At 67.6% G+C, this 5485-nt stretch carries 4 protein-coding genes and 3 pseudogenes; 3 read left to right on the forward strand and 4 right to left on the reverse strand.

Going from position 1 to position 5485, the window contains the following annotated elements; translation table 11 throughout:
• Positions 1 to 349 precede the first annotated feature (349 nt).
• Positions 350 to 1179: pseudogene (locus tag ACIBH3_RS35700) on the forward strand (IS5 family transposase).
• Between the two features lie 113 nt (positions 1180 to 1292).
• Here ACIBH3_RS35700 and ACIBH3_RS35705 read toward each other — a convergent pair.
• The 4 genes and pseudogenes from ACIBH3_RS35705 to ACIBH3_RS35720 all read right to left on the reverse strand — a co-directional run.
• Positions 1293 to 1468: pseudogene (locus ACIBH3_RS35705) on the reverse strand (glyoxalase); the annotation flags it as partial.
• Between the two features lie 306 nt (positions 1469 to 1774).
• Positions 1775 to 2152, reverse strand: coding sequence for a hypothetical protein (locus tag ACIBH3_RS35710; RefSeq protein ID WP_396316286.1), 378 nt, complete (start codon positions 2150 to 2152; stop codon positions 1775 to 1777).
• A gap of 50 nt (positions 2153 to 2202) precedes the next feature.
• Complete coding sequence (locus ACIBH3_RS35715; protein WP_396316287.1) at positions 2203 to 3783, reverse strand: restriction endonuclease fold toxin-2 domain-containing protein; 1581 nt, start codon at positions 3781 to 3783, stop codon at positions 2203 to 2205.
• Between the two features lie 151 nt (positions 3784 to 3934).
• The gene (locus ACIBH3_RS35720; RefSeq protein ID WP_396316288.1) at positions 3935 to 4462 is read right to left on the reverse strand and encodes a site-specific integrase; all 528 of its coding nucleotides are present in this window, start codon (positions 4460 to 4462) and stop codon (positions 3935 to 3937) included.
• 107 nt (positions 4463 to 4569) lie between these two features.
• Between ACIBH3_RS35720 and ACIBH3_RS35725 the strand changes: the two are divergent.
• Both ACIBH3_RS35725 and ACIBH3_RS35730 read left to right on the forward strand, forming a co-directional pair.
• Positions 4570 to 4713, forward strand: a pseudogene (locus tag ACIBH3_RS35725) (ATP-binding protein); the annotation flags it as partial.
• A 239-nt stretch (positions 4714 to 4952) separates the two neighbouring features.
• Positions 4953 to 5384, forward strand: a complete 432-nt coding sequence (locus tag ACIBH3_RS35730) for a VOC family protein (protein WP_396316289.1) — start codon at positions 4953 to 4955, stop codon at positions 5382 to 5384.
• Positions 5385 to 5485 lie beyond the last annotated feature (101 nt).

Genomic DNA, 5485 nt, shown 5'->3' on the forward strand with positions numbered 1-5485 from the left:
GAACATCACCCGAACCCCGACTGGCACGCCAGTACGGCCGACGTTCACACGTACGAGTGATCACGAACCGAGAGAAACAGGACTTAACGTCCACTCAGTGGCGAAAGACCTAGTTACTGGGCGTTTCACCCATGAAAACGCTGGTCGATGCAGGTTTGCGAGCCGTCCAGCCGGACCCCTTGGCGTGGCTCCTGAGGTGGGAGCGACGGGCGTGGCACGTGCGCACGAAAGCCCGCCGGAGATGCGTACTGCGTCCTGTCTCATTCCAAAAGGCCGGCCTCGATGGCATCTGTCTCCGGCAGGTCCGCGGTCTATGGCCAAGACGGCGATCCGGCAGTATGCCGTCCTCATGACGGATCGTCGACCGTATCCGAGCGACCTGTCCGACGCCCGCTGGGCCCTGGTCGAACCCTCCCTGACCGTGTGCCGCCGCGAGCGTACCGCGCGAGCCCTGGCCTTCGGTCGCCCGCCCGAGCACGACTTGCGCGACCTCCTCGACGCGATCCTCTACGTCGACCGCACCGGCATCCCGTGGCGCTACCTCCCGCACGACTACCCGCCCTGGGAGACGGTTTACGCCTACTTCGCCAAGTGGCAGAAGGAAGGCGTATTCGAGCAGCTCAGCGGCCTGTTACGCCGCCTCGTCCGAATCCACGAGGGCCGCAATCCCGATCCGACGGCCTGCATTATCGACTCGCAGAGCGTGAAGACCTCCACGAACGTCCCCGCCGCCGGCCAGGGCGCCGATGTCGGCAAGAAGATCCTGGGCAGGAAACGCAACATCGTCACCGACACGATCGGCCTCCTGCTCGTGGTCCTGGTCACCGCCGCGAGCGTCCAGGACGGCACCGCCAGCCGACAACTGTTGACCACGGTCGCAACCGAGCACCCGACCATCGGCAAGACATGGGCTACAAGAACGCTGTCATCGAACACGGCGCCACCCTGGGCATCGACGTCGAGATCGTCCGCCGCGACCCCGCCACCAGGGGATTCGTTGTCCAGCCCCGCCGCTGGGTCGTCGAGCGGACGTTCGGCTGGCTCATGCACCACCGCCGCCTCGCCCGCGACTACGAAGCCCTTCCGGCCCGCTCCGAAGCCATGGTCCACGTCGCGATGATCAGCCTCATGACCCGCCGCCTCACCGGAGAAACCACCCCGACCTGGCGCGGAACCTGAGCCCCAGAACCAGGGACGAAACGCCCAGTTAGGCAGCCACGGACCGGGACGAAGCGTCGTGTCACCCTCGGTGGGTGGCTTGTCGCCGGGGCGGGCGCGCTTGCGGCCGGGCTTCAGGACCGTGCAGACGGCGCGGGGGGGGTGAGCGACGTGGCGGCGTCCCAGGCGAATCCGTCCGGTCGGTGAAGGAGCCGGCGGTGCTGCCGCGGACGATGCGGTGCGAGCCGGTGCCGTCGGCGGGGACGCCGAGGTCCTTTGCCAGAGCGCGGCGCTTGTACAGCGCCAGCCTGGCCGACGGTCATGTTGTCGCGGTCGACCTCCGCCCCGAGCACCGCCGCGCATTTGGTGAGGCGCGTCATGCGATCGTCGTCCGAGGCGGTGAGCTGGTTCTCGATCACCACGTACTCGTCGCTCCGGGGTGTCCGATCCGTGCCGGACGATCCGACGGCGGGGAGAACGCCCGCCCACGCGTCCGCAGCCGGCCGGCTTCTCGGTTCCGACGAGGTAGAGCTCCTCGCGGATGCCGGCGCTCTGCGGCGAGCCCATCGCAATCACCGAAGACCTCCATGGCATCTCCGGGAGGTACGCGGCGGCCTCAGCGCTGGAAGGGGCGCAGGAGTTCGTGGAGCCCGACGGAGAGGTCGACGTGGTTGATGTCGCCGCTGAAGTCGTCGGTCCACATCACCGGCTGCATGGGCGCGAGGGTGAGCAGCAGGGTGAAGATGACGCGGAAGGAGAAGTCGAGGGGGTCGCGGTCGGCGAAGGAGAAGAAGTGGCGGTCGGCGTGGTAGGTGAGGTGGCGGTGATCGTCGCGGAACGGGACAGAGAGCTCGTAGACGTCGAAACCGGGCATGGGGCCCGCTAGGCGGGCGTGGGGCCAGTTCCGGTGCAGGACGTCGTCGAGCTGCTCGGGGGTGAAGCCCCAGGAGCCGCCACTTTCCTGGTCCGGCATGATGAGGTATTTGCCGCTCATGGGCCTGTCTTTCGTGTCTAGGGGCGGGGGGTCCTGCTGGCTGGTGCGGTCTACTTCTCGATCCGGGTGCGGCCCGGCACGCTTTCGGATGCCATGATCGCATCGAAGTACGCGGCGGCCTTCTCGTCGTTGGTGATGACTTCCAGGTGGTTGATCGGCTTGTTCCGGGGGTCCTTGAATGCGGAGGCGTACCGGGCGCACTCCCATTCCTGGTCGGCGAGGACGTTCTCGTAGACGATCGGGAAGACGTTGTCGACGTTGTCGAGGCGGAAGGGAGACTTGCAGTTGGCCTTCTGCCCGATGTATTTGCTGTCGACGGCGGCGCCGTCCTGTGGGCGGATTCCGTCGGCGTTCATCGTGGCCTCAGCGCCGAAGTCCTTCGGGTTGTCCAGGGTGGTGTAGAGGCTGTACTCCCTGCTGCCGGCGACGCGGATCTGGTACTTGCGGCGCTCCGCCTCTTCGGGCTTGCCGGCGTTCAGGGGGTCGTTGGCCTTCCAGGAGCGCTTCGGATCGGTGGCCTGCTCTGCCTCGTCCATCCAGGCCTGGACCTGGGCCTGTTCCGCCGGGGTGAGGTCGTTGAAGCCGGTGTTCGGCTGAGGAGGGAGGGGCTTGAGCCCGTCGGGGACGGTGTTCGGAACGGGGGCCTTGCTGGCGGCCATGGCGTCGCCTGCTGAGGCGAGCACGACCGCGGTGCCCGCCGCGGCGGCGGTCGCGGCGGCGCCGACCGGGATGAGGCTCGCCTCGGCGGCCTCGACGATCGCCGCGGCCTCCGCGAGGACCGCGAGCTCGGCGCTGCCCTCGACCGCGGCCGTCATGGCGAGCGCTGCCGCGCCGGCTTCCGCGGCGATCGCGGCCTCGCCACCGGCCGCCGCCGCGTCCGATATACCGAGCGTGAACACCGTCAGCACGATGCCAGTGCCCGCGACGATCCCGGCGCCGATCGCCAGGTTCTCCAGGGTGTCCTTCAGGTCCTCGATCTCCTTGGCGTAGGACTCGCAGGCCACACCCAGCTTGTAGGCAGCGTTCGTGATGCTGTTCAGCAGCGGGCCCGATGTCGCGCAGCCGTCGTGCATCTTCGCCCAGTTCTGGGCGAAGGAGGTAACGGCGCTGGACTCGCTGGACGCCATGACCTTCTGGACCCGCGTGTCCCCTTCGGCGCCGATCCGGCTGGCCAGCTCGGCCAGGTGCTTCCAGTCCTTGGCGGCCTGCCGCAGCTTGCCGGAATCGCCCTGCGGCCAGAATTCGGCCAGGATCCCGTCCACGACACCGCTGCTCGCGTGGCCGGCCGCAGACTCGATCTTCGCCTTGACCGGCTCCTGGTCACACTGGGGATTGGTGGAGGCCGGCAGCTGCTGCGGAGCCATCAGGCTGGCCGCGACATCGGCGTCGTTCTTCAGATAGTTGATGGCCATGGTGTACAGGCCGTTCGCGGTACCTCCCAGCTGGGCGACGCCCTGTGCCATCGCGTCTGCCAGCTTCTGGGCCGCCGGGTCGTACTTCGCCGCGAACTTCTTGCCGGCGTCATCGTCCCCCGCCATCCCCGCGGCCGCGTCCAACGAGCCGACCAGCCCTCGGTAGATCTGCGACGCCCAGTTCTGCAGGTCGGTGAACCCGCCCGAAACCACCAGCATGTCCGATGGCTTGACATGAAAACCCGTCACCATTCGCCCCCCGAATCCGTCCGTACCCTCACCGTAGCAACTCCCCCACCCACAGAAAGAGGGCGGCCACCGGCCCGGGGCAGGGATGTTGCAAAGTCCGATGATCTTGTGAGTGTGCTGGTCAGGCGATGCCCAGGAGGTCGAGTGGGCGGATGAAGGGCTCGTAGGAGGCGTGCCGGAGGCCGGCGGCGATGTTGTGGTGCCCGGCAGCGCGGAGGGCGTTGATCGTCAGGTTGCGCAGGGTCGCCAGCAGGGCGAGGATGCCGACCAGCGCCTCGTGCGGGTGAACGCTCTCGTCGGTCGTCCACCGCTGGAAGAGTCCGCGCTGCTGGTCGAGGGTGAGGGTCCTGCCGCGGAAGCCGTTCGACTCCCGGACTGCCAGGTCACGAGTCGGGTCGATGAGCACGATGCGGTGGGAGCGGGCGAAGCGGAAGAACTGCCGCAGCACGGTCAGCCGCCTCTTTCGGGCCCTGGCCAGGGTGGTCAGGAACGCTTCGATGTCGTGGACGTCGACCAGGGCCCAGTCGTTCTTGCCCCGGAAGGCGGTGAGGAAGATTGCCAGGTCGCGCATGGTGGAGAGGGCGGTCTCCAGGGTGTGGTCGCTGCGGGGTCGAGTGCTGGCTCGGCGGGCCCGGTCCTGGGCATTCATCCGCGAGGCGTCGAACGCGGCGATGGCTGGCCGAAGGAGCTCGGGGACGGTGTCGATGCGCCGCTGGCGGCGGCCGGCGGCGAGACGCTCGGCCTGGTCGGTCGGCAGGGCCGGTCTTCGGCGACGAAGTCCTCGCCACCGCCATCCTCGACCGGCTCCTGCACCACTGCGACGTGATCTCCATCAACGGCAACAGCTACCGCCTCAAGAACCGCCTCCAGGCCATCGGGCGGGACACCGACGTAGCTTGACTGATCATCGTATAATGGCAGAAGTCAGTATCAAGAGCTAAGGGTTGTCCCGTAACTGATCTTTGGCAGCACGAGAGTGGCTGGCCGGGATCGCATCCCAGGTTCCCTTTGGGGAAGCACTGACCTCGGTTCACCCCTGCGACCGCACGACACAGCAACGGGTAGCAGGTGCCTCCTCCCGACAACGTGCGGACCTACCGACCCGGGGAGAGGAGCAGGGCCCCTGCTATTGTGCGCCGATGTCAACGATCAAACAGTTCCAAGTGACCTTCGACTGCGCGGAACCTGCGCGCCTCGCCGCCTTCTGGTGCGAGGTGCTGGGGTACGTCGTACCGACGGTCCCGGAGGGCTTTGCCACCTGGGGGGAGTACCACCGCTCGCTGCCGCCCGAGGACGAGATCTACTTCGCGTGTACCGATCCGTCGGGTGTGGCCCCGCGCCTGCTCTTCCAGCGAGTTCCCGAAAGCAAGGTCGTCAAGAACCGGGTGCATCTCTGTGTGCGGGCCGGCGCCGGGCTCGTGGGTGACGAGCGCCTGGCCACACTCGAGGCCGAATGCGCACGGCTGATGGCGCTCGGCGCGAAGCACGTGCTGACGCAGCGCGCCGATGGCGTCAACGAGTCGTGCATCACGATGCAGGACATCGAGGGCAACGAGTTCTGCCTCGCCTGATTTTCGTCCGAGACTGCGAGGTGGGGAGCCGTCTCCCGGGGACCTCTCAGGTCCCGCATGCGGCGGGAGTCATCCCGTGAGAGCGAGGTTGTGTAGGCGGG

The sequence above is a fragment of the Kitasatospora sp. NPDC050543 genome, assembly GCF_044457565.1.
Classification (GTDB): Bacteria; Actinomycetota; Actinomycetes; order Streptomycetales; family Streptomycetaceae; genus Kitasatospora.

Excerpts from the sequence above, each read along its gene's own strand:
- ACIBH3_RS35710 (WP_396316286.1), bottom strand. The coding sequence starts at position 2,152 with ATGAGCGGCAAATACCTCATCATGCCGGACCAGGAAAGTGGCGGCTCC.
- ACIBH3_RS35720 (WP_396316288.1), bottom strand. The coding sequence starts at position 4,462 with ATGAATGCCCAGGACCGGGCCCGCCGAGCCAGCACTCGACCCCGCAGC.
- ACIBH3_RS35715 (WP_396316287.1), bottom strand. The coding sequence starts at position 3,783 with ATGCTGGTGGTTTCGGGCGGGTTCACCGACCTGCAGAACTGGGCGTCG.
- ACIBH3_RS35730 (WP_396316289.1), top strand. The coding sequence starts at position 4,953 with ATGTCAACGATCAAACAGTTCCAAGTGACCTTCGACTGCGCGGAACCT.